24 protein-coding genes are annotated in these 23,037 nt (G+C 37.5%); 22 read left to right on the forward strand and 2 right to left on the reverse strand.

Features of this window, described 5'->3' with window-relative positions; genetic code table 11:
* Window positions 1–31 precede the first annotated feature (31 nt).
* Window positions 32–886, reverse strand: a complete 855-nt coding sequence (locus tag KE503_RS07175; RefSeq protein WP_212384849.1) for an AraC family transcriptional regulator — start codon at window positions 884–886, stop codon at window positions 32–34.
* A gap of 194 nt (window positions 887–1,080) precedes the next feature.
* Between KE503_RS07175 and KE503_RS07180 the strand changes: the two genes are divergently transcribed.
* The 7 genes from KE503_RS07180 to KE503_RS07210 all read left to right on the forward strand — a co-directional run bounded on the left by KE503_RS07180 (window position 1,081) and on the right by KE503_RS07210 (window position 6,881).
* On the forward strand, window positions 1,081–2,673 hold the full coding sequence (locus KE503_RS07180) for an acyl CoA:acetate/3-ketoacid CoA transferase (RefSeq protein ID WP_212384850.1): 1,593 nt from the start codon (window positions 1,081–1,083) through the stop codon (window positions 2,671–2,673).
* Window positions 2,674–2,719: 46 nt separating this feature from the next.
* On the forward strand, window positions 2,720–3,172 hold the full coding sequence (locus KE503_RS07185; protein WP_117945008.1) for a MaoC family dehydratase: 453 nt from the start codon (window positions 2,720–2,722) through the stop codon (window positions 3,170–3,172).
* A gap of 36 nt (window positions 3,173–3,208) precedes the next feature.
* A complete protein-coding gene (locus KE503_RS07190) occupies window positions 3,209–4,162 on the forward strand; it encodes a ketopantoate reductase family protein (protein ID WP_212384851.1) in 954 nt (317 codons plus the stop codon).
* Window positions 4,163–4,174: 12 nt separating this feature from the next.
* On the forward strand, window positions 4,175–4,555 hold the full coding sequence (locus KE503_RS07195; protein ID WP_212384852.1) for a VOC family protein: 381 nt from the start codon (window positions 4,175–4,177) through the stop codon (window positions 4,553–4,555).
* A 10-nt stretch (window positions 4,556–4,565) separates the two neighbouring features.
* On the forward strand, window positions 4,566–5,015 hold the full coding sequence (gene aroQ, locus KE503_RS07200; protein WP_212384853.1) for a type II 3-dehydroquinate dehydratase: 450 nt from the start codon (window positions 4,566–4,568) through the stop codon (window positions 5,013–5,015).
* A gap of 39 nt (window positions 5,016–5,054) precedes the next feature.
* On the forward strand, window positions 5,055–6,239 hold the full coding sequence (locus KE503_RS07205; protein WP_212384854.1) for an MFS transporter: 1,185 nt from the start codon (window positions 5,055–5,057) through the stop codon (window positions 6,237–6,239).
* A 141-nt stretch (window positions 6,240–6,380) separates the two neighbouring features.
* On the forward strand, window positions 6,381–6,881 hold the full coding sequence (locus tag KE503_RS07210; RefSeq protein WP_212384855.1) for a YqeG family HAD IIIA-type phosphatase: 501 nt from the start codon (window positions 6,381–6,383) through the stop codon (window positions 6,879–6,881).
* A gap of 87 nt (window positions 6,882–6,968) precedes the next feature.
* On the opposite strand, the gene KE503_RS07215 is transcribed toward KE503_RS07210, so the two are convergent.
* Window positions 6,969–8,957: an oxidoreductase gene (locus KE503_RS07215; protein WP_212384856.1), complete on the reverse strand. Its 1,989-nt coding sequence runs from the start codon at window positions 8,955–8,957 to the stop codon at window positions 6,969–6,971.
* A gap of 127 nt (window positions 8,958–9,084) precedes the next feature.
* Between KE503_RS07215 and KE503_RS07220 the strand changes: the two genes are divergently transcribed.
* From KE503_RS07220 to cysD, 15 genes are all read left to right on the forward strand, one after another.
* Entirely contained in the window at window positions 9,085–9,972 is an 888-nt protein-coding gene (locus KE503_RS07220; protein ID WP_212384857.1) for a LysR family transcriptional regulator, read from the forward strand.
* 116 nt (window positions 9,973–10,088) lie between these two features.
* A complete protein-coding gene (locus KE503_RS07225) occupies window positions 10,089–10,871 on the forward strand; it encodes a shikimate kinase (protein ID WP_212384858.1) in 783 nt (260 codons plus the stop codon).
* Window positions 10,872–10,914: 43 nt separating this feature from the next.
* Complete coding sequence (locus tag KE503_RS07230) at window positions 10,915–12,099, forward strand: iron-containing alcohol dehydrogenase (protein WP_249183000.1); 1,185 nt, start codon at window positions 10,915–10,917, stop codon at window positions 12,097–12,099.
* 64 nt (window positions 12,100–12,163) lie between these two features.
* Window positions 12,164–12,721, forward strand: a complete 558-nt coding sequence (efp, locus tag KE503_RS07235) for an elongation factor P (RefSeq protein WP_008391359.1) — start codon at window positions 12,164–12,166, stop codon at window positions 12,719–12,721.
* A gap of 7 nt (window positions 12,722–12,728) precedes the next feature.
* Complete coding sequence (locus tag KE503_RS07240; protein ID WP_212384860.1) at window positions 12,729–13,592, forward strand: DMT family transporter; 864 nt, start codon at window positions 12,729–12,731, stop codon at window positions 13,590–13,592.
* Window positions 13,593–14,345, forward strand: coding sequence for an exodeoxyribonuclease III (xth, locus tag KE503_RS07245; protein WP_212384861.1), 753 nt, complete (start codon window positions 13,593–13,595; stop codon window positions 14,343–14,345). It abuts the gene before it with no gap.
* A gap of 91 nt (window positions 14,346–14,436) precedes the next feature.
* Window positions 14,437–15,105 carry a hypothetical protein gene (locus KE503_RS07250; protein ID WP_022374830.1) on the forward strand — a complete coding sequence of 223 codons (669 nt, stop codon included), beginning with the start codon at window positions 14,437–14,439 and terminating at the stop codon, window positions 15,103–15,105.
* Between the two features lie 22 nt (window positions 15,106–15,127).
* On the forward strand, window positions 15,128–16,009 hold the full coding sequence (locus KE503_RS07255; protein WP_212384862.1) for a hypothetical protein: 882 nt from the start codon (window positions 15,128–15,130) through the stop codon (window positions 16,007–16,009).
* 220 nt (window positions 16,010–16,229) lie between these two features.
* Window positions 16,230–17,273 (forward strand): sulfate ABC transporter substrate-binding protein, encoded by a 1,044-nt coding sequence (locus tag KE503_RS07260; protein ID WP_283093050.1) that lies wholly within the window; start codon window positions 16,230–16,232, stop codon window positions 17,271–17,273.
* A gap of 10 nt (window positions 17,274–17,283) precedes the next feature.
* Window positions 17,284–18,156 carry a sulfate ABC transporter permease subunit CysT gene (gene cysT, locus KE503_RS07265; protein ID WP_055198319.1) on the forward strand — a complete coding sequence of 291 codons (873 nt, stop codon included), beginning with the start codon at window positions 17,284–17,286 and terminating at the stop codon, window positions 18,154–18,156.
* A gap of 11 nt (window positions 18,157–18,167) precedes the next feature.
* Window positions 18,168–19,040 (forward strand): sulfate ABC transporter permease, encoded by an 873-nt coding sequence (locus KE503_RS07270; RefSeq protein WP_212384863.1) that lies wholly within the window; start codon window positions 18,168–18,170, stop codon window positions 19,038–19,040.
* A gap of 1 nt (window position 19,041) precedes the next feature.
* The gene (locus KE503_RS07275) at window positions 19,042–20,103 is read left to right on the forward strand and encodes an ABC transporter ATP-binding protein (RefSeq protein ID WP_022374835.1); all 1,062 of its coding nucleotides are present in this window, start codon (window positions 19,042–19,044) and stop codon (window positions 20,101–20,103) included.
* Window positions 20,104–20,127: 24 nt separating this feature from the next.
* Window positions 20,128–21,822, forward strand: coding sequence for an adenylyl-sulfate reductase subunit alpha (locus KE503_RS07280; protein ID WP_212384864.1), 1,695 nt, complete (start codon window positions 20,128–20,130; stop codon window positions 21,820–21,822).
* Entirely contained in the window at window positions 21,806–22,120 is a 315-nt protein-coding gene (locus tag KE503_RS07285; protein ID WP_009264321.1) for a 4Fe-4S dicluster domain-containing protein, read from the forward strand. Before KE503_RS07280 ends, KE503_RS07285 begins: the two co-directional genes overlap by 17 nt.
* 16 nt (window positions 22,121–22,136) lie before the next feature.
* A complete protein-coding gene (cysD, locus tag KE503_RS07290) occupies window positions 22,137–23,036 on the forward strand; it encodes a sulfate adenylyltransferase subunit CysD (RefSeq protein ID WP_022374837.1) in 900 nt (299 codons plus the stop codon).
* The last annotated feature ends 1 nt before the right edge of the window (window position 23,037 follow it).

Below are 23,037 nucleotides of genomic sequence, written 5' to 3' on the forward strand. Positions count from 1 at the left end.
ACATGCTTCTTTTTGTATGCAAAAATATAGATTATTTTTTATATTTTTCACGAAATTCAAGGGGAGAATAATGAATCCGCTTTTCAAATAATTTAGAAAAATAACTGGTATTTTCATAACCAACTTTTTCAGAGATAGAGACAAGGGATTTGTCGGTATTGATCAGCAGCCATTTTGCATCGTTTAATCTGCGGTCGATCACATAATTGATCGGAGAGATTCCATAGATTTTACGAAATTCATGACTGATATAATCGGCACTGATATGAAAATGCTCAGAAAGCAGCTTTAAAGTTATTTTTTTGTTATAATTTTCATTGACATAGATCAAAATATTCTGTGCGAAGGAAGAATCTTTTCTTCGTTCCATCGTTGGATTCTCACGAAAAATCTCATAATAAATATTAACAAGAGCAGTTCCTAAGATATCAGAAGTAGAGATTCTTGTGTTGGATGGGAAAGTACGAAGCAGATTAAGTTCATGAAAAATAGACTGGATCAATGGCTCATGAATCCCTGCTTTCATATGTGGGCAGACATTTGCAGGCAGCATAAAGCCAACATAGATCCGGTCACAAAGTTTATAATCATATGCGGCACAAGTCCAGCAGTCAAGAGGAGCATCCTTATCTGAAATCAGAGAATGGATCGCTCCTTTTTCTACGATCAGGATATCGCCTTTGGAGACATGATAAAAGTTTGTGTTAATGCTGAACGTTCCTTTGCCGCCTGCAATATAAATAAATTCTGTTTCATTTTTGTGAAGGTGGTATTGATAACTCCAGTTTGGATTATTGTAAGTATGGGACAGACGAGTAATCTTTGCATACTGATCATTTTCAAAAACGGGTGGTTTAGTCTGCTGTGGGTATTCTTCTAAAAACATAATAATTTCTCCTATAAATACAAGATAATTTCATAATAAAACAAGATAATTTTAAAATTTAGCATTATATATGCATTTATTATATATTAACCATAAAAATAAAACAAGATAGTTATAAAGTACAACAGGATACATTCTTTCAAAAAACAAGATATTTGGTAGAATTTAAGTATAGAAAACAGGAGGTTTTAAAGATGAGAAAACCAGAAAGAAAAGGAACAAAAGTTCCTGTAATGACAGCAAAAGAGGCAGTAACATATATTAAAGATAATGACAGCGTAGCAATCTGTGGAGCTGGTGGAGGAATTGTTGATCCAGAAGTATTGATTCATGCATTAAGTGAAAGATACGAAGAAACTGGAGAACCAAAAGATCTGACACTTTGGCATGCCACTGGATTAGGAGATCGAAATGACCGAGGAATGTCACCACTTGCAAAGAAAGGACTTGTAAAACGAGTGATCGGTGGTCACTGGGGACAGTCACCTAGACTTGCAGAGATGGCAGAGCGAAATGAGATCGAAGCTTATAATTTTCCACAGGGAATCATGGCACAGCTGTTAAGAACAGCGGCAGCTGGACAGCCTGGATTATTATCTCATGTTGGATTAAACACATTTGTAGATCCAAGACAAAAGGGTGGAAAGTTAAATGATGTGACCAAAGAAGATCTGATCAAGTATACAACATTGAATGGAAAAGAATATTTATTCTATCCAACTGTTCCATTGGACGTCTGCTTTATCCGTGCAACAACGGTTGACAGCGATGGTTATGCATCCATGGAAGATGAGATCACATATGTTGATGTTCTTGCGATGGCACAGGCGGTCCATAACAATGGTGGACTTGTCATCTTACAGGCAAAACGAATGGTAAAAGCAGGAACGATTCATCCAAGACAGGTAAAAGTTCCGGGATATTTAGTAGATATCGTTGTGATCAATGAAAAACAGGAACAGTTATATAATGGTTCCGATGCATTCTTTACAGGAGATTATATTGCAGAGGAAGATGACAATGCATCCCTTCCATTAGACCAGAGAAAAGTCGTTGCAAGGCGAGCATTAATGGAAATCGGACCTGGGAATGTTGGAAATGTCGGAGTTGGAATTGCCGATGGAATTGGAACCGTTGCAAGAGAAGAAGGCGTTGGTGAAGAATTTACTTTAACGGTAGAGACAGGACCAGTTGGAGGAGCAACAGCACAGGGAATCTTCTTTGGAGCAAGTATTAATTCCAAAGCATTGATGGATATGCCGGCACAGTTTGATTTTTATGATGGTGGCGGACTGGATGTTGCCTTCTTAAGTTTTGCAGAACTTGATGCCAAAGGAAATGTAAATGTGCATAAGTTTAATGGAAAGATCATGGGAACTGGCGGATTTGTCAACATTTGCTCTGGATCTAAAAAAGTTGTTCTCTGTGGAACATTACGAGCTGGTGGTTTGAAAACTGAAGTCGGAAATGGTCAGATCAAAGTAGCACAGGAAGGAAGATTTGAAAAGATGATTCCAGAATGTGAAGAGATTACATTTAGCGGAGAACAGGCATTAAAACAAGGGCAGAAAGTTGTTTATATCACAGAACGTGCAGTTTTTGAACTAACAGAAGAAGGGGTCGTATTAACAGAACTAGCTCCAGGAATTGATGTTGAAAAAGACATCATTGCACAGATGGGATTTAAGCCGATCATTTCCAAAGAGTTAAAACAGATGGATGAGCGAATCTTTAAAGACGAAAAGATGAACATTCGTGAAGAATTCATGAATCAGTCTTTCAAATAAAATATAAAAACCTAACAAAATCAAAATATAAAGGAGAATCAAGATTATGAGTAACATTAAAAAAGTAGAAATTCCATTACATGTAGGAGACACAGCAGAATTTACAAAAACAGTCACAGAAACAGATGTATATTTATTCGGTGGCATCACAGCAGATTACAGCCAGATGCATTTTAATGAAGAATTCATGAAGAAAACAATGTATGGAACAAGAATCGTACATGGTATTTTAACATTTGCAATCGGATGTACAGCTTCAACAAAGATTCAGGAGCAGGTAAAATCTCCAGTTCCAAGTGCATCTTATGGATATGACAGATTACGTTTCATCAAACCAGTATTCTTCGGTGATACTTTAACATGTAAATACACAGTAGACCGTATCGAAGAAGAGACAAATAAGACATTCTCTAAACTGGAAGTATTCAATCAGCATGGAGATATCGTATTAGCAGCAACACATATCTTAAAATTCTTCCCATTAGAAGAGGATAAATAGTATTTCTGCAGTTTATATTGAAGGAGAAAAAGAACTATGAAGATTTGTATGTTAGGTACAGGTTCCCTTGGAAGTACGATTGGTGGAACACTTGCACAGGGTGGATCTGAAGTATACTTTGTTGATCAGTGGAAAGAACATATTGATAAGATCAATGAAAATGGTCTGAAAATGACAGACGAAAAAGAAGACTGGTATGTAAAAGTTGATGCAAGAACAACTGCAGAAGGCATTGGACCTGTGGACCTTGTCATTGTTTTAGTAAAATCATTTGCAACAAAAGAAGCAGTTTCCCAGTTAAAAGAGACAAATGTGATCGGTGAGAATACATTAGTTATGTCACTGCAGAATGGGCTTGGAAATGAAGAGACAATCGCAGAAGTTGTTGGAGAAGCCAATGTGATCAGTGGTAAAACATATGTTGGCGGAAGATTATTAAGCCCTGGATATGTAAGTGCCGGAGTCAAAGGAAAATACACATATATCGGAGAACTGACAGGAGAGATCACAGATCGAATTCAGGCCGTTTGTGATGAATTTAATAAAGCAGGCTTATTATGTGAAGTCAGTGATAACATCAAAGGACTGATCTGGGATAAACTTTTGATCAATGTGGCAGCAGGAGCACTTTGTGGTATCACGAGACTTCCTTACGGACCACTTTATGAGGAAGAATATATCAAAGAAACAGCCGTTGCTGCGATTCAGGAAGGAATCGATGTTGCCAAAGCAGCAGGAGTTAAATTAAAATCTGAGGATCCAGAATACCCTTGGTATGCAGCAAGTGAAGGACTTCCAGGAACATTCAAGACATCTATTTTACAGAGTCTTGAATTAAAACGCCCAACAGAAATTGATTTTATCAATGGTTCTGTTGTGGAATGGGGAAAGAAATTTGGAATTCCAACACCAGTCAATCAGACATTGGTTACATGTGTAAAAGGAATTGAGAAATTTTTATTAGAATATGAACCATCTCTTAAGAAATAACAGGAGGATAGTATGGCTTCTTATTTGGAACATATGGCACTTAAGGTGTCAGATATTGAATGGCATGTAAAGTTTTTTGAAGAAGTATTTGATATGCCGGTCAGAATGATTCTTGGTGAGGCTCCCAATCGAAAAATCTGGCTTCATGCAGGAATTCAGTTAAATGAAGAAACAGATTTTGAGAACGTAGAAGGAAGAGCAGATCATCTTGGAATCATGACAGATAATGTAGAAGAAGTACTTGAAAAAGCATATGCTCTTGGAGTGGAAGAACTTCCACAGGGGCATAACTGGATCAAACTTCCAAGCGGTATCCACATCGAAGTGATCGGTGCGAAAAATGATGTACTGCATGAGATTTTGGAGAAAAAACCTTGGTTAGAGAACGAATAGGAGAAAAATAATGAAAAAAGTAATGATGCTTCATAGCGTAAATCATAACATGTATGGAAAAAGAGACCCAGAACAGTATGGAACAATTACACTAGATGAAATTAATCAATTAATTGAAAAAACAGCAAAAGAAGAAGGAATTATCGTTGATAATTTCCAGACAAATCATGAAGGAGAAATGGTAGACAAGATTCATGAAGTATTTTATGAAAAATATGATGGAGTTATCATTAACCCAGGTGCATGGACACACTACAGCTATGCAATTCATGACGCATTAGAGATTCTTGAATGCCCAATTCTTGAAATTCATATGTCAAATATCTTTAACAGAGAAGATTTCAGATCTCATTCTGTAATTGCACCAGTTGCACATGGAATGATCGCTGGAATGGGTGCATCCGCATATTCATTAGCAGTGAAAGCAATGGGTGAGATCTTCAGAGGAGAAGATAAATAGGATTCATCATAACCATATAGCCAACGAGAGGAATTAAAAATGAATAAAAAATATTTACCAAGTGCTTTAATCTTGTACCTGAATTATTTCATTCATGGAATCGGGTGCTCAATCTTAAGTCAGCAGGTAGTAAAAGAAATGCTCGCAAGCCAGTGGGGATTAAAAGATGTTATGGCAGTAACGTCTATCGCAGCAGCATTAGGACTGGGACGTTTAATCTCCCTTCCATTTGCAGGACCTTTATCTGATAAATTAGGAAGACGTTTTTCCGTGATTATTGGATGCGCATCTTATGTAGTATTCTTAGTAGGAATCGCATTCTCACCAAATACAACAATTGCTTATATCGCAGCAGTTCTTGGTGGTATTGCAAACTCATTCTTAGATACAGCAACATATCCTGCAGTAGCAGAGATTATCTATGAATACACAGGAATCGCAACGATGGGAATCAAATTATTTATTTCTGTTGCACAGTTATTAATGCCGTTCTTCTTAGGTGTTGTAGCAGGAACAAGCATGTCATACTTAATGCTTCCAGTTGTAGCAGGAATTTGCATTGCTGTTCTTGGAGTATTATGTATTTTTGCACCACTTCCAGCAGCTTCTGAAAGTGGAAAATCAGAATCACTGATCAACAATTTAAAGAATGCACATTTTTCTGTTGAAAGTGTTGCATTAATCCTGATTGGATTCACAAGTACAGCTACATTCCAGTTATGGTTAAACTGTGCTCAGACATTTGGTACTGAAATTGCGAAAATTCCGTCTCAGAACGTATCTGTTATGCAGACATACTATTCTGCAGGTACAATGGTAGCATTATTCGTAACAAGTGCATTGATCACAAAATTCAAACAGGTAAGATTCCTGGTTATCTACCCAGCAATCTCTCTTGTAATGTTAGCATTAGTTTATATGATCAAGACACCTATGATCTGCTACGTTGGAGCATTCGTGATTGGATATGCAGCAGCAGGTGGTGTACTTCAGATGGCTACAGCCGTTGTAAATGACCTGTTCCCTAAAATCAAAGGAACGATCACAAGTTTGGTTATGATCGCATCAAGCTTATGTAACTACACAATCTTAACAGCAGCTGCGAAGATGACATCTACAAACGTTATTGTTATGAACATCGTAATTACAGCAATTGGTGTGTTATTAGCATTATTTGTCAATTTAAGATATGGTGTATTATTAAAAAATACAGAAAATCAGTAAAAGATACAATCTGTGCATAGATTTTTGAAAAATTATGCACAGATTCTTTGCATGCCTATAGTTTCTCTTGCCAATTGCAAAAACGTATTATAAAATGAATAGGATAATGTAAAAAAGAATATATAAAAAGGAAGATAAATTATGTTTCAGAAATTCTACCCGTCCGAAGATATCAGAAGTACTTATGATATTGATTTCGAACGATACTACAAAGAAGGATATCGAGGAGTCATCTTCGATGTCGATAATACGTTAGTACCACACAATGCACCAGCAGATGAACGTGCAAAGAAGTTATTTAAGAGACTGGATGCGATTGGGATGCAGTATTGTTTTACAAGTAACAACAAAGAACCAAGAGTGAAAGCGTTCTGCAAGGCAGTCGGTGGAAAACATTATGTATACAAAGCAAATAAACCATCGATCAAAGGATATGAGACAGCAATGAAATTGATGGGAACGGATAAGAAGAATACATTCTTCGTTGGAGATCAGTTGTTTACAGACGTTTATGGAGCAAACAGAACAGGTATACATAGTATTCTTGTAACACCGATGAATCCGAAAGAAGAGATTCAGATCGTCATAAAGCGTTATTTTGAGAAGATCGTATTATGGCAATATCGTAAGAAAAAACACTAAAAATGAATATAATAAAAATACAGGCTAGATTTTAAGTTTCTAACCTGTATTTTTATGTTAATTTATTTTATTTTAAATCAAAACTTTTTAGATAAAATCCTGACGCTCTAATGCAACTAAGATGTCACGACCTTCTTTCACGCCTTCGATGATACGACGTGTCTGAGCACTGTCACCGATGTTAAGTACTTCAACACCTTCATAAATGAAGTGGTTGTATAATTCCTGAAGAGAAGGAGTTGCAGACTGCATTCCAAGACATACAAATCCATAATCAAAGTCTAATTCAAGATCTTTATAGTCGTGTCTTACAACGAAACTGTGTTCTTTTACTTCTAATAAAGAAGCATTAGGATACTGATTTACTTTGTTCTTGTTCATGAATTCGATAGAACCAGTCTTAGTAATAAAGTCAAGGTTCTCACCAAAATGTGCTTTCTGTTCAACGATTGTTACATCAGCTTTTCTAGGAACAAAGAATTCAACAACGTCAAGTCCTACGTTACCACCACCGATCACAACAACTTTCTTACCAGATAAATCTCCTGGATAGGAATCTACGTGATCTACCAGATCAAAGATCGTAGATACATTTCCTGCTTCTAAGTTCTCCTTTAATCCAGGGATATTTGGAAGAAGAGGAACGGATCCTGTTGCGTTAACAACGATATCTGGTTTGAAACCTTCGATAAATTCGATAGAAGCTTCTGTATTCTTACAGATAAACAGGTTCTTAAGTTTCATCGCACGACGTTCTAAGTACTGTGGGAAATATCCAAGACGCTGTTTGTTAGGCATTTTTCCTACACGTCTGGCAAGTCCACCGAGTTCTCCTGACTTCTCGATCAGAACAGTTGCACATCCAACTTCAGCAGCTGTACATGCAGCTTCAAGACCAGCAGTACCACCACCGACAACGACAACGTTACATGGTTTCTTTAATTTCTTGTCTTTATATAAGGAACCTGAAACAAGAGCAGGGTTAATGCTGCATCGGATAGGTTCATCACCTAATGTTGCTGTACATCCATTGTTGCAAGAGATACAACGATTGATATCATCTGTGTTACCAAACTGAACTTTGTTTACCCATTCAGGATCAGCAATCAGTCCACGTCCGATAGCGATCAGATCTGCTTCGCCATCTTCAAGAATACGGTTTGCAACTTCTGGCTCACGGATATTACCACTTGTCTGACAAGGTTTTCCAGTCTTTTCTTTGATAGCTTTTGACATATAAGATTTCCATCCATCTGGAAGGTAATCTGCATCATACTGGTACTGGATAGAACATGTAAGTCCAGCAGAAACATCAAATACATCAACATAATCTTTGAAATATTCAACGATCTCTAATGTATCATCTAATGTGTTACCACCTTCAGCAAGTTCATCAGCACTGATTCCTAAGAAGATAGGAATATTTTCACCAACTGTCTCACGAACAGCTTTTAATACTAATGTAGTGAAACGTGCACGATTCTCTTTAGATCCACCGAATTCATCAGTACGGTCATTTGTTGTTGGAGATAAGAACTGGTTCAATAAGTAACCATGTCCAGCCTGAATCTCAACAGCATCAAATCCTGCTGTAACTGCACGTTTTGCTGCTTCGGCAAATTTGTCAACGATTGTATAAATTTCGTCTGTTGTTAAAGCTCTTGGGATATCTCCGCCAACTCTTGATGGAATATCAGATGCAGATACTGGCTGGATGTTTGTCATCTTACCATTGGCTGCAGATCCAGCATGGTTTAATAAGATGCTGACTTTAGACCCACAGTCATGAATGCTTTCACATAATCTGTAAAGACCAGGAATGTAATTGTCATGGTCAATACGAAGCTGATAAGCACCGCTTGCACCCTGTGGTGAATAAACGCTTGCTGCTTCAATAGTGATCAGACCAGTTCCACCTTTTGCACGCTGTTTATAATAATCAATGATTCTCTCATTTACTTCTCCGGTATGCTCAGCAAAATTTGTTCCAATGGGAGTCATGACAATACGATTTCTTAATGTCATAGATTTTACTGTGTACGGTTCAAATAATTTACGGAAATTCTTTGCTGCCATAATTATGATCCTCCAATATGTTTAATAGTTTTCTAAGAATAATTATAGCAAAGTGAATATATAAATGCAATGAAGAATGTGGTATACTATCTATAAATAAATTTTATGGATTGGGAGATCATAGATTATGAATTTGAATCATTTATACTATTTTCGGGCATTAGCAAAGGAAGAACACTATACGAGAACTGCTGATATGCTGTCAATTACACAGCCAAGTTTAAGTCATGCAATTTCATGTCTTGAGGGTGAATTAGGGGTAAAATTATTCGAAAAACAGGGAAGAAATGCAAAATTAACAAAATATGGAGCTTTATTTTTACGATATGTAGAACAATCTCTTGATATGCTGGATGAAGGAAGAAGAGTTTTGACAGAAACTTCAGGAATCAGCGGCGGATTTATTGATATGGGGTATATTTTTACACTGGGAAGTCACTTTATTCCGAATCTGATCAAAAGCTATCTTGAAGAAAAAGGAGAAAATCATATCAGATTCTCTTTTGGACAGGGAACAACGAAAAAAATCGTAGAAGAATTAAAGGATGGGAAATATGACCTCGCATTTTCTTCTTATGTAGAAGGAGAGGATGAACTCGAGTTTATTCCGGTAGGACAGGAAGAATTGGTTCTTATCACGCCAAAAGGACATCCATTGGCAGAGAAAGAAGAGATCGATCTTATAGATACGGTTGAGTATGATTATGTGTATTTTACAAGAAATAGTGGATTAAGACCGGTAATCGACAGTTACTTTTCAAAAATTAAAAGACAGCCGGCAATTGCATATGAAGGAGAAGAAGATTCATCGGTTGCAGGACTTGTCGCAGCAGGATTTGGAATTGCGATCGTGCCAAAGATTCCGCTGCTTGATACGATGGATGTCTGTATCCGCCCAATTATATCACCAGAAATTGAACGATACATTTATCTTGTATTAAAGAAAGATAAATATCTGACACCGGTTGTGAAAGATTTTATTTCATTTATCACAAAGCAAAGTGAATTTGCCTAAATTATGAAGGCAATGAATTGAAAAAATACAGGAATGTATGATATACTGAACAAGACCACACTTTGTTATCTGAGAAGTATGGGAACATTTAGTATAGAAAAGGAAAGAACAAGAAGATGAGTCAGTTAGAAGAGATTAGAGAGAGATTAGATCTGTGTGATAAGAAGATTGTCTCTGTATTAGAAGAGAGAATGGATATCATCAAAGAGATCATGGTCTACAAGAAAGAGAACGGATTGCCAATCCTTCAGCCAGAACAGGAAAAGAGACAGCGTAAGATGCTGCTCACACATGTGGATGAGAATACCTATAAGGATGAGATTCTTGATATATTCAATTATATTGTAGAAAATAGCAGAAGAATTCAGGCAAAGACATTATTTACACATAACATCTTATTGATCGGATTTATGGGAGCAGGTAAGAGTACTGTTTCTACATATCTAAGTAAGATCCTTGCATCCCCACAGGTAGAGATGGATGAAGAGATCGTGAAGAAAGAAGGAATGTCTATCAATAAGATTTTTGAAGAATATGGAGAGACATATTTCAGAAACTGTGAGACAAACCTGTTGATCGAACTTCAGAAGAAGAACAATCAGATCATTTCCTGCGGTGGAGGTGTCGCACTTCGTGATGAGAACGTTGCAGAAATGAAGAAGAATGGAAAGGTTGTTTTATTAACAGCATCACCAGAAGTGATCTTAGAGCGTGTCAAAGACAGTGATGACAGACCATTATTACGTGGTAATAAGAATACAGAGTTTATCTCTAATATGATGGAGCAGCGTCGTCCAAAATACGAAGCAGCTGCAGACGTTGTAGTGAATACAGATCATAAGACAGTAGAAGAGATTGCTGAAGAGATCGTCGTAAAGCTAACAAGAGACGATAACTAAGAAACATATATATCATTTTCAAGATCAGATGGAGGAAGAAGCAATGCATGGATTTACTCAGTACACACCAACAAGGATTATTTTTGGTAAAGAGACTCAGAAACAGGCAGGAGAGCTTGCTAAGAGCCTTGGAGCAACCAAAGTATTTGTTGTATATGGTGGAGGAAGTGTTGTAAGAAGCGGACTGTTAGATCAGGTTACAGCATCATTACAGGAAGCTGGGCTTGATTATATGACGATCGGAGGAGTAAAACCGAATCCGAGGCTGTCATTTGCAAGAGAGGCAGTAAAGAAATCCATTGAGTTTGGAACAGATTTTGTATTGGCAGTCGGAGGTGGAAGTGTCATTGATACTTCAAAGGCTGTTGCACATGGAACTGCCAATCCAGAGACAGATATCTGGGAATTCTGGTCTAAGAAGCAGACGGTTACGAAATCCCTTCCAGTCGGAGTTGTACTTACGCTGGCAGCAGCCGGAAGTGAGACAAGTGATTCAGCAGTTCTTACGAATGAGGATACTAAGATCAAACGAGGACTTTCTACAGATTTTAATCGTCCGGCATTTGCGATCATGAATCCTGAACTTACATACACATTACCAAAATATCAGGTTGGATGTGGGGTTGTAGACATTATGATGCATACATTGGATCGTTATTTTACTCAGACAGAGAATAATGAATTGACAGATGAGATCGCAGAAGGATTACTTCGTACCGTGATCAGGAATGGTGCTGTTGCGATCAAAGACTCTCATGATTACAATGCGATGAGTGAGATCATGTGGGCAGGAAGCCTTTCACATAACGGAATCACAGGTCTTGGAGCTGAGAAAGATTTTGCAGTTCATCAGTTAGGACATGAGTTAAGTGCGAAGTTTGACATTGCACATGGAGCAAGTTTATCTACTGTGTGGGGCGCTTGGGCAGCTTATGTATATGATGCGAAACCAGCAAGATTTGCCCAGTATGCAAGAAGAGTCTGGAATGTTGAAGAAGCAGACGATGTGAAAGCAGCTCAGGAAGGAATCAAGAAAACAGTCGCATATTTTGCATCACTTGATATGCCGACAAGTTTCAGCGAAGCAACAGAGATCGGCTTAAAAACAGACGAAGAAGTGAAGAAAATGGCGCATGGATGTTCTTATGAAGGAACCAGAACGATTGGATCATTTAAGGTTTGTAATGAGAATGATATATACGAAATCTATAAATTAGCAAATAAATAGTTGATTCAACTATGGATTTAAGATAAAATAAAAAAAGATATAATTTAAGGAGGACAATTATAATATGGTTACAGCAGGAGATTTTAAGAATGGATTAACAATTCAGTTCGAGAATAACATCTACCAGATTATCGAATTCCAGCATGTAAAACCTGGAAAAGGAGCAGCGTTCGTACGTTGTAAATTAAAAAATATCAAGAACGGTGGAGTTGTTGAAAAAACATTCCGTCCAACAGAAAAATTTGAAAACGCTCATATCGAACGTAAAGAGATGCAGTATCTGTACAATGATGGAGAATTATTCTACTTCATGGATAACGAAACATTTGATCAGATCGCATTAGGACCAGATGTTATCGGAGATTCTTTAAAATTCGTAAAAGAGAATGAGAACGTTACAATCGTTTCCCACGCAGGAAATGCATTCCAGGTTGAACCACCTATTTCTGTAGAATTACTTGTTACAGAATGTGAACCAGGAGAAAAAGGAAACACAGCACAGGGTGCTACAAAACCATGTATCGTTGAAACAGGTGCGCAGGTAATGGTACCATTATTCGTTAACGAAGGTGATACGTTAAAGATCGATACAAGAACTGGAGAATATTCTTCAAGAGTATAATCTTGTTATGAAAGATAAGAATCGAGGAATTTTATGCATCATACTGTCATCTTGTTCTTTTGCCCTAATGGCAATGTTTTTAAAGATGGCTGGGGATCTTCCATCGATTGAGAAGAGTTTTTTCCGTAATTTAGTTGCATCAGTCATCGCATTTGTGATGCTTATTCGCAGTAAGGAAAAGATTCAGATTCAGAAAAGAAATTTGCATTGGTTTATTCTAAGGTCCCTTTTTGGGACCTTAGGTATTTTCTGCAACTTTTATGCGGTAGATCACCTGATGCTTTCAGATGCTTCCAGTCTGAATAAGTTATCGCCATTTTTTGTTATCGTATTTTCTTATTTAGTACTGAAAGAGAAGATTACACCGACACAGTGTGCCTGCGTTATTGCAGCATTTGTCGGAAGCTTATTTATTGTGAAACCAAGTTTTGCGACTGGAGTAACACCAGCAGCAGTTATTGGTTTTGCCGGAGGAATGTGTGCAGGTTTTGCATACACCTGTGTAAGAAAACTAGGACTTCGAGGAGAGAAAGGTCCAATGATCGTATTTTTCTTCTCAACATTTTCCATGCTTGCATGTGTTCCATATCTGATCGTTGATTTTCATCCAATCTCTACACAGCAGATGATCTTCCTGTTATTGACAGGACTTGCGGCAGCAGGTGGACAGTTCGGTATCACAGCAGCTTATACTTATGCACCAGCAAGAGAGATTTCTGTTTATGATTACACACAGATCATGTTTTCGGCAGTTCTTGGATTTTTGTTCTTTGGACAGCTTCCAGATTTGTTGAGCTTTATCGGATATTGTGTGATCGTTGCAGCAGGAGTGATTATGTTTTTTTATAACAAGAGACGTGGAGGAAATTAGATGAAATTCATATCATGGAATGTCAATGGAATCAGAGCATGTGTGAAGAAAGGATTTTTAGATTTTTTCAATGAGGCAGATGCTGATATTTTCTGTATTCAGGAAAGTAAGATGCAGGAAGGGCAGCTTGATCTTGAGCTTCCAGGATATCATCAGTACTGGAATTATGCAGTGAAGAAGGGATATTCAGGAACAGGTATTTTTACGAAAGAAGAACCAATCAGCGTTTCTTATGGTCTTGGAATCGAAGAACATGATCAGGAAGGACGTGTGATCACACTGGAGTTTGAAGATTATTACTTTATTACAGTGTATACACCAAATTCACAAAGTGAACTGGCAAGACTGTCTTATCGAATGAAGTGGGAAGAGGATTTTCTTGCTTATCTGAAGAAGTTAGAGGAGACAAAGCCTGTGATCTTTTGTGGCGATCTTAATGTTGCCCATACAGAGATCGATCTTAAGAATCCAAAAACAAACCGCAAAAATGCTGGTTTTACAGATGAAGAACGAGAAAAGATGAGTACACTTCTTGATAATGGATTTATCGATACCTTTCGTTATTTATATCCAGACCAGACAGGAATCTATTCCTGGTGGTCTTACCGTTTCAATGCGAGAAAGAATAACGCAGGGTGGCGTATCGACTATTTCATTGTATCAGAGTGTTTAAAAGAACGGATCAGTGATGCAAAGATCTTAACAGATGTGATGGGATCAGATCACTGTCCGATTGAGTTGGATTTCAAATGATTAAGTAAGGAATCTATATGTTGTGTCGGACTCGATAAAATTACCGACCGTGGATTGAAACAAATAATAAGAACAGAAAGAGGTAAGTCAGATGGTAGAATTAACAAACAAAGAATTCTTTCAGGATTTAGATCAGACAATTGCAACAGAATTATTTGAACAGACAACTTATCCATGGGAGATTCTTCCCTTGATCAAAGATTTTGTGCTGAAAGTTGGACCAACATTATCAGCAGATGAATATGATCAGGTGGAAGAAGACGTATGGATCGCCAAAAGTGCAACAATTGCTAAGACAGCAACGATCAATGGGCCAGCGATCATCGGACCAGATACAGAAGTGCGCCCAGGAGCATTTATCAGAGGAAATGCATTGATCGGTGCAGGCTGTGTGGTAGGAAATTCTACAGAGATCAAGAATGATATTTTGTTTAATAATGTTCAGGTACCTCATTATAATTATGTTGGGGATTCTATTTTAGGATATAAATCTCATATGGGAGCAGGATCTATCACATCGAATGTAAAATCCGACAAGACAAATGTTGTGATCAAAAATGGAGAGGAAAAGATTGAAACAGGAAGAAAAAAGATTGGAGCAATCTTAAGTTCCCGCGTTGAAGTGGGATGTGGAACAATCCTGAATCCTGGGTCTATTGTTGGGCATGATACAAATATTTATCCATTGTCTATGGTACGTGGATGTATCGCACCAAACAGCATCTATAAAAAAGCAGGAGAAATTGCCGAAAAACGATAAGGCCTGTAATGGAGGAAACCATATGAAAGGTGCTAAATATATACTGACAGCAGCAGTTATCGTAATGAGCAGTGTGATGATGACAGGATGTTTTAAGCCGTCAAAAGATTCGGTTGTGGAATCCAAATATTATCAGAGTCTTAAGGATGAGAGAGATAAACTGTCTGTTCAGTTAAAAGAAGAAAAGAAAAAAACAAGTTCACTGAATAAGAAGATCAAAGCCATTCATGCAACTTCCGGAGACCAAAAGATTGCAGAGTACAAAAGCAAAGTGAAAGACAGCAGGATCATTAAAGTTGATTTTGCAACGAATACGATCAAGAATCAGAGCTTTGCAGTAACGAATATTCCTGTCTGCAAATATGTAAAGAAGATTGTGACAGGATGCAATCGAATGATCGGAATTACACCAACCGATGTAGAGAAGCAGTATAAACAAAGTTATTCTTATGCATTGATCGATGAAGATAACACAACATTCGAGTTCAAAGTATATGGCGACAGCTATATTGTGTTTGATGAGATTCCAGAGAATGTCTATGCATATAATGGTGCTTCAACCGTTGGAGATGCGCTGATCGATGCCGCAGAGCAGAAGAATTACAGCAATGTCGCAGCAAGAATTGCTGATGCACAGATCATTGTAACAGATAAAAAAATGAAATTTAATGATACAGCGATCAAAGTTTCTAAGATTGTTAGGAAAGCAAAAAAGTTATCTGGAAAAGATGCCGCGCAGGATACAACTTCATGGGATGAGTATCGTTTTTATACAAGTGGTACGTTAACAAAAGTACTTCTTGGAGATAAAACAGTGATTGGCATTGAAGATAAAGATGGAAAGCAGACTTTCTATCAGATCAGTGACAAACAAAAGAAAAATCTGCAAAAATACATGAAATAATAAGCAATAGGAGACGTTTTGGCATATAGAAGATATATGTTGAAACGTCTTTTTTTCGTGCTCTTTTTCGTAAAAATTCATGTAATAAAAAAATCTTTGAATTAGGTATTATATTTTTTTATAACAATATTTATTGACATGTATACAAAAATTCTCTATAATCCAATTCATATAAAACATACAGAAATAGTATGTAATCAAAACAAAGGAGAAAAAAACGATGAGAATACGACAACAAAGAACCAGACAAATAAATATTAGTAAGAAAATGATGCTGATCTGTCTCTGTATGATTCTCATGGTTTCCATAGCAGGATGCGGAGGTAAGAAAAAAGAAAATCTTACGATCACAAATGTATCCTATGATCCAACAAGAGAGTTTTATGAAAAATATAATAAAGATTTTATTAAATATTATAAAAACAAATATGGTAAGAAAGTAGAAGTGATACAGTCCCATGGTGGTTCTGGAAGTCAGGCAAGATCAGTCGTAGAAGGAAGTAATGGTGATGTTGTGACACTGGCCCTAGAACATGACATTTCACTGATCGAGCAGACAGGATTGATCAACAAAGGATGGCAGAAGAGATTTTCAAATGATTCTGCACCATATACATCAACAATTGTCTTTTTAGTAAGAAAAGGAAATAAGAAAAATATTAAAGACTGGAATGACCTAGTCAAAAAAGGAGTTGAAGTTATCACACCAGATCCAAAGAGCAGTGGAGGAGCCTGCTGGAATTTCTTAGCAGCTTATGGATACGCACTTGATACCTATCGCGACCAGAAAAAAGAAGAACAATTTCTGACAAAATTATATCAGAATGTATCGGTCATGGATTCGGGAGCCAGAGGTTCTACAACAACATTTGTGGAGAATAAAAAAGGAGATGTTCTGATCGCATGGGAAAATGAAGCCTTACAAACAGTGAAAAACTATCCAGGCAAGTATGAGATCATTACACCAAGTATCAGTATCTTAGCACAGCCAAGTGTCAGTCTTGTCGATGACAATGTGAACGTCAACGGCACAAAGAAGATCGCCACAGAGTATTTAAAATATCTCTACAGTGATAAGGCACAGAAACTTGCAGCCGAAGAAGGATACCGTCCATCCAATCAGACAATCTTAAAACAATATAAAGATAAATTTAATCTGAATATGAAATTATATAAGATCAGTGATTTTGGAGGATGGGATCAGGCTTATAAGAAATATTTTGAAGATGGAGCGTTGTTTGACAAGATTTACACGAACAATTAAGAAGGCAGGAATGAAGATGAGCAATACAAATAACGAGAACAATATATTAAAAAAAGCGAAAAAAGCAAGAGTCATTCCGGGATTTGGATTAACGATGGGAGTTACCGTAACGATGTTATCACTGATCGTTCTGATCCCATTAGCATCGGTATTTGCTTATGCATTAAAATTATCACCGAATGAATTCTTTACACTCATATCAAAAGAAACCGTAAGAAATGCATTTATCACAAGTATCGGAAGCTCTTTTATTGCAGCATTGATCAATGTGGTATTTGGACTGATCATCGCATGGGTGCTTGTAAAATACGAGTTTCCAGGGAAGCGGTTAATGGATGGAATGATTGAACTTCCGTTTGCATTACCAACCGCAGTTGCAGGCATCACATTATCCAAAATGTATGCCGAAGATGGAATGATTGGACGATACTTTGCACACTTTGGGATTAAGATTTCCTATACAAGGATCGGACTTTTGATCGCACTTGTATTTATCGGGATTCCATTTATCGTAAGAGCAGTTCAGCCAGTACTTGAGAAAATGGATGACCAGTACGAAGAAGCAGCTTATATGTTAGGTGCAACACCGACAAGAACCTTTTTCAAGGTTATTTTACCAGAATTAAGGCCAGCATTATTGACAGGATTTGGACTGGCATTTGCAAGAGGAATTGGAGAATACGGAAGTGTGATCTATATCTCAGGAAACAGTGCCAAAGAACATACACAGATGATTTCTTATGTGATCATGCAGAAATTAAACTATATCGATTATAAAAGTGCAACTGCAATTGCTCTTATCATGTTGATCATTTCCTTTGTGATGTTATTTGTGATCAATATCATACAGGTAAGACAGGCAAGAAGAGTGAACGCACAGTAAGGAGGAAGATCATGAATGAACAGCAGAAGTTTGAAAAAAGAAAACAACGAACAAAGATCATCCTGATTACGGTCAGTGTTTTATTTATGATCCTCATGTTAGTTTTACCATTATTTTCTGTTATTACAAATTCGCTAAATGAAGGATTTAAATTTTATGTCGATGCGATTTCAACAGATTATGTAAAAAGTGCTCTATTTGTAACGATTTTAGCAACATTAATTGCAGTTATAGTCAATACATTTTTTGGAATCATGGCAGCATTTTTATTAACAAAATTCAGTTTCAAAGGAAAACAGGTGTTAGCAACGTTGATCGATATTCCGTTTTCCATTTCACCAGTCATCGTAGGACTTGCATTCTTAATGACATTTGGAAGACTCGGATGGACATATCCAGCGATCCGTGCGATCAATTCTTTCTTTGGAACAAACATCCGAATTGCATTTGCGATTCCAGGAGTTATCTTAGCAACGATCTTTGTTACTTTTCCATTTGTGTCAAGAGAGATCATACCGATCTTAAATTCACAGGGAAAAGATGAAGAAGAGGCAGCAGCACTAATGGGAGCCAGTGGATTTACAATCTTTCGAAAAATTACGCTTCCTCAGATGAAATGGGGACTGATCTATGGAATCATCTTATGTAGTGCCAGAGCATTAGGAGAATTTGGTGCAGTCAATGCACTTTCCAAAACACGAGGTGAGACATTTACCTTACCATTGGAAATCGATGCTTTATACATGTCAGGAACATCGTCATCGATCACAGCAGCATTTGCAGTATCATCTGTCTTAGTATTAATCGCAGTCATTGTACTGATCTTAAGAAATATCGCATGGTACCGCTCACAGGATAAACAACAGGGAAAGGACGGAAGATAAAATGTATGTAGAAATGAGAAATATCTATAAACAATACGGAAACTTCCGGGCGTCAGACAATGTAAGTTTTGGGATTGAAAAAGGAAAACTTGCAGCATTGCTTGGACCAAGTGGAAGTGGAAAGACAACATTGCTTCGAATGATCGCAGGACTTGAAAATCCAAATGCAGGAGATATCTTTATTGATGGAAAGCGTGTGAACGATATTCCGGCAGCCAAACGAGGCATTGGATTTGTCTTCCAAAGTTATGCATTATTCCGTTATATGACAGTCTTTGATAACATCGCTTTTGGATTAGAAATTGCAAAAATGCCAAAGAAACAGATCAAAGAGAGAGTGTTTGAACTATTAGAACTTACGGGATTATCCGGACTTGAAAATCGTTATCCAAACCAGTTATCTGGTGGACAGCGACAAAGAGTTGCATTTGCAAGAGCATTGGCACCAAATCCACAGGTATTATTGCTTGATGAACCATTTGCAGCGATTGATGCGAAAGTAAGATCTGAACTTCGTCTCTGGTTAAAAGAAATGGTATCAAAACTTGGGATTACAAGCATTTTCGTGACTCATGATCAGGATGAAGCGGTAGAAGTAGCCGATGAGATCTTAATTACAAATCATGGAAAGATCGAACAGATGGGAAGTCCGTTAGAGATTTATAAATCACCAAAAACACCATTTGTAGCCCAGTTTGTTGGAAGATCATCCATTGTAGAAAATTATGAATCCCTAAAAGGATTTGAAAAAATAGAAAATGCTCAAAAAGCGATCGTCAGACCGGAATTCCTTGAATTAGCGAAAAAAGGTGAGCTAAAACGATACATGAGTGCGGCAGAAAAAGGAATCGTCGAAGATGTAATCTTTAGTGGAAGCCGATTGGATGTGATCGTTAATATCAACGGAATCAAAGTCACAGCAGAACGCTCTCTGGAAAAAGACAGAGTAGAAGTTGGAGAAGAAGTTGATGTTTTGATCTATCGATTATATGTATTTGACGATAAAGAAACTTATTTATTAGAGAACAAAGAAATGCAGGAAGGCGATGTCTTCTATATTTAATCAATATTTGAGAAAGGAACGATCATGGAAATTACAAAACAACAGATCATACATACCGACGTGTTGATCATCGGCGGCGGAACGGCTGGATGTTATGCGGCACTTACCATCAGAGAAAAAAGTGATGCAAAGATCGTCATCGCCGAGAAAGCCAATATTAAACGAAGCGGATGCTTAGCAGCCGGAGTTAACGCAATCAATGCTTATATCGTAAAAGGAAGAAAACCTCAGGATTACGTTGATTATGCAAGAAAAGATGCCGATGAGATCGTGCGAGGTGACTTGCTTCTTACGATGTCAGAGCGCTTAAATGAAGTGACAAAAAAGATGGAACAGCTAGGACTGGTCATCTTAAAAGATGAAAATGGTGAATATGTCGCCAGAGGTAACCGAAACATTAAGATCAATGGAGAAAATATCAAACCGATTTTAGCAGATGCAGTAAATCAGTTAAATGATGTCGAAGTGATCAATCATTTAAATATCACCGATTATATCGTGGAAGATAATACGATCAAAGGAGCCTTCGGTTTCCATATGGAAAATGGAGCAGCTTACGAGATCCGTGCGAAGAAAGTCCTTTGTGCAACTGGCGGGACAGCAGGACTTTATAAGCCAAACAATCCGGGATTCTCAAGACATAAGATGTGGTATCCACCATTTAATACAGGAGCCGGATATGCGATGGGAATTGATGCTGGAGCAGAGATGACAACTTTTGAGATGCGTTTTATTGCATTAAGATGTAAAGACACGATCGCACCAACCGGAACGATCGCTCAGGGAGTCGGGGCAAAACAGGTCAATTCTAAAGGCGAAATTTATGAAGATAAATACGGAATCACGACATCCCAGCGTGTTTATGGAACAACACAGGAGAACTTAGAAGGAAGAGGTCCTTGTTACTTAAGAACCGAAGGAATTGATAAAGAAAAAGATACCGATCTTAAAAAAGCATATTTAAATATGGCACCAAGCCAGACTCTCAAATGGATTGAGCAAGGCAAAGATCCAAGCGAACAAAATGTGGAAATCGAAGGAACTGAACCATATATCGTCGGTGGACACACTGCCAGCGGCTATTGGGTCAATACAAAGAGAGAAACAACGATCTATGGGCTGTATGCAGCAGGAGATGTTGCTGGAGGATGTCCACAGAAATATGTGACAGGAGCTTTGGTAGAAGGTGAGATAGCGGCACTGGATATCGTAGAGAAATTAAAAACCCAGACATTTGATACAACAGATGCCAAAGAAGAACAGTTATTAGATGATAAAGTAAAAGAATATAATCACATTTTATCAGACAAAGACAGCATTTTTACGATCGAGCAGATGGAAGAAGCCATGCAGAAAGTCATGGATGCCTATGCAGGTGGAATCTCAAGTCATTATCAGTTTAATGAAAACTGCTTAAACCTTGCAAAAGAAAAGATCAATAACCTGATCACATTATCCGGACAGTTAAGTGCCAAAGATTACCATGAGCTGATGTTCTACTACGAGCTAAAAGAACGATTAACAATCTGTCTGACTCTGATCGAACATCTAAAGGCAAGAAAAGAGACAAGATGGCATTCTTTTGCAGAGAATCTTGACTATCCACAAAAGAGTGATGACTGGAAAAAATATGTCAATACAAAGAAAGTGGATGGTAAGATTCAAGTAATTTTACGTGAACTTGTAAAGGAGGATGAACAATATGAGCATCAGAATTAATAAAAATAAATGCGTTGGATGCAAGCGATGCTTAGATGTCTGTCCTGGAAGTCTTATAAAAACCGATGAAACTGGAAAGGCATATATCAAATATCCAAAAGACTGCTGGGGATGCACATCCTGCTTAAAAGAATGTAAAACAGGAGCCATCGCATTTTTCCTTGGAGCCGATATCGGAGGCATGGGAAGTGAAATGACAGTCAATGAAAGTAAAGATACCATTCTCTGGAAGATTAAAAAATATACTGGAGAAGAACAAACCATAGAGATCAACAAGAAAGATTCAAATAAGTATTAGATTGGAGGACATCAAAATGAGCGAATTATCACATCTTGACCAGCTGGAGGCAGAGGCAATCTACATTATCCGAGAAGTAGCTGCTTCTTGTGAAAAACCGGTAATGTTATATTCTATCGGAAAAGACAGCTCTGTTATGTTACATTTAGCATTAAAAGCATTCTATCCGGAGAAACCACCATTTCCATTTTTACATGTAAACACAACATGGAAATTTAAAGAAATGATCAAATTCCGTGATGATACAGCAAAGAAATACGGATTAGACATGATAGAATACATTAATGAAGACGGAGTGAAACAGGGAGTCAATCCATTTGATAGTGGAGCTGCATACACAGATATCATGAAAACTCAGGCCTTAAAACAGGCGTTAACAAAATATGGATTTACCGCGGCCTTCGGTGGTGGTCGCCGTGATGAAGAAAAATCTCGTGCAAAAGAAAGAATCTTCTCTTTCAGAAATGAAAATCAGGCATGGGATCCTAAGAATCAGAGACCGGAAATGTGGAAATTGTATAATTCTAAGATCAAAAAAGGAGAAAGCATTCGAGTATTCCCTATTTCTAACTGGACAGAGACAGATATCTGGAAATATATCAAACGCGAAAAAATTGATATTGTTCCATTATATTTTGCAAAAGAACGTCCAGTCATCGAGAGAGACGGAAATATCATCATGGTCGATGATGACAGATTAAAATTAAGGCCAGGTGAGAAGATTGAACATAAGAGTGTAAGATTTAGAACCCTTGGATGTTATCCATTAACTGGAGGAGTGGAGTCAAAAGCCTCAACACTTGATGAGATCATTGATGAGACATTAAGTGCGGTTTCTTCAGAAAGAACAACCAGAGTTATTGACAATGAAGCAGCAGGAAGCATGGAAAGAAGAAAGAGAGAGGGGTATTTCTAAG

Origin of the sequence: Anaerostipes sp. Marseille-Q3525 (genome assembly GCF_018223505.1) — a bacterium.
GTDB lineage: Bacteria > Bacillota > Clostridia > Lachnospirales > Lachnospiraceae > Anaerostipes > Anaerostipes amylophilus.

Coding starts and splice junctions, on each gene's coding strand:
- KE503_RS07175 (WP_212384849.1), bottom strand. CDS start 886: ATGTTTTTAGAAGAATACCCACAGCAGACTAAACCACCCGTTTTTGAA.
- KE503_RS07180 (WP_212384850.1), top strand. CDS start 1,081: ATGAGAAAACCAGAAAGAAAAGGAACAAAAGTTCCTGTAATGACAGCA.
- KE503_RS07185 (WP_117945008.1), top strand. CDS start 2,720: ATGAGTAACATTAAAAAAGTAGAAATTCCATTACATGTAGGAGACACA.
- KE503_RS07190 (WP_212384851.1), top strand. CDS start 3,209: ATGAAGATTTGTATGTTAGGTACAGGTTCCCTTGGAAGTACGATTGGT.
- KE503_RS07195 (WP_212384852.1), top strand. CDS start 4,175: ATGGCTTCTTATTTGGAACATATGGCACTTAAGGTGTCAGATATTGAA.
- aroQ (WP_212384853.1), top strand. CDS start 4,566: ATGAAAAAAGTAATGATGCTTCATAGCGTAAATCATAACATGTATGGA.
- KE503_RS07205 (WP_212384854.1), top strand. CDS start 5,055: ATGAATAAAAAATATTTACCAAGTGCTTTAATCTTGTACCTGAATTAT.
- KE503_RS07210 (WP_212384855.1), top strand. CDS start 6,381: ATGTTTCAGAAATTCTACCCGTCCGAAGATATCAGAAGTACTTATGAT.
- KE503_RS07215 (WP_212384856.1), bottom strand. CDS start 8,957: ATGGCAGCAAAGAATTTCCGTAAATTATTTGAACCGTACACAGTAAAA.
- KE503_RS07220 (WP_212384857.1), top strand. CDS start 9,085: ATGAATTTGAATCATTTATACTATTTTCGGGCATTAGCAAAGGAAGAA.
- KE503_RS07225 (WP_212384858.1), top strand. CDS start 10,089: ATGAGTCAGTTAGAAGAGATTAGAGAGAGATTAGATCTGTGTGATAAG.
- KE503_RS07230 (WP_249183000.1), top strand. CDS start 10,915: ATGCATGGATTTACTCAGTACACACCAACAAGGATTATTTTTGGTAAA.
- efp (WP_008391359.1), top strand. CDS start 12,164: ATGGTTACAGCAGGAGATTTTAAGAATGGATTAACAATTCAGTTCGAG.
- KE503_RS07240 (WP_212384860.1), top strand. CDS start 12,729: ATGAAAGATAAGAATCGAGGAATTTTATGCATCATACTGTCATCTTGT.
- xth (WP_212384861.1), top strand. CDS start 13,593: ATGAAATTCATATCATGGAATGTCAATGGAATCAGAGCATGTGTGAAG.
- KE503_RS07250 (WP_022374830.1), top strand. CDS start 14,437: ATGGTAGAATTAACAAACAAAGAATTCTTTCAGGATTTAGATCAGACA.
- KE503_RS07255 (WP_212384862.1), top strand. CDS start 15,128: ATGAAAGGTGCTAAATATATACTGACAGCAGCAGTTATCGTAATGAGC.
- KE503_RS07260 (WP_283093050.1), top strand. CDS start 16,230: ATGAGAATACGACAACAAAGAACCAGACAAATAAATATTAGTAAGAAA.
- cysT (WP_055198319.1), top strand. CDS start 17,284: ATGAAGATGAGCAATACAAATAACGAGAACAATATATTAAAAAAAGCG.
- KE503_RS07270 (WP_212384863.1), top strand. CDS start 18,168: ATGAATGAACAGCAGAAGTTTGAAAAAAGAAAACAACGAACAAAGATC.
- KE503_RS07275 (WP_022374835.1), top strand. CDS start 19,042: ATGTATGTAGAAATGAGAAATATCTATAAACAATACGGAAACTTCCGG.
- KE503_RS07280 (WP_212384864.1), top strand. CDS start 20,128: ATGGAAATTACAAAACAACAGATCATACATACCGACGTGTTGATCATC.
- KE503_RS07285 (WP_009264321.1), top strand. CDS start 21,806: ATGAGCATCAGAATTAATAAAAATAAATGCGTTGGATGCAAGCGATGC.
- cysD (WP_022374837.1), top strand. CDS start 22,137: ATGAGCGAATTATCACATCTTGACCAGCTGGAGGCAGAGGCAATCTAC.